Origin of the sequence: Bacillus cereus group sp. Bce019 (genome assembly GCF_051781745.1) — a bacterium.
Lineage (GTDB): Bacteria > Bacillota > Bacilli > Bacillales > Bacillaceae_G > Bacillus_A > Bacillus_A cereus.
The window spans coordinates 1-271 of record NZ_JBPWJX010000134.1 but is presented as its reverse complement, the minus strand read 5'-3'; the positions used below and the strand labels follow the sequence as shown (position 1 = coordinate 271).

Genomic DNA, 271 nt, shown 5'->3' with positions numbered 1-271 from the left:
GATCCATCTCAAATCATCTTGACCATTCTCATGAGACCAGATGGCATATTTAATTTCGAGATTTTTTTGTGCATTGGATCGTTGGTAGAAGATGGATAGGCTATTGCCGTTTTGCTGAGTAGTGATGATTTGAGATGGATCAGTGCAAGAGATTACCAGACTGATATTTCCCTTGTAGATTCTAAAGCTGGTAGGTACTCTATTCATGCTTATATCACCATCGAGGGAAAATCAATCTTTTTACAGGCTATATCCATAGATATCACCAGGC

At 38.7% G+C, this 271-nt stretch carries 1 protein-coding gene; it reads right to left on the bottom strand.

The features are described 5' to 3' along the window. The coding region (locus ACS2QP_RS27755; protein WP_438883064.1) for a hypothetical protein at positions 1–207 on the bottom strand (207 nt) is incomplete at its 3' end. Positions 208–271: the final 64 nt, after the last annotated feature.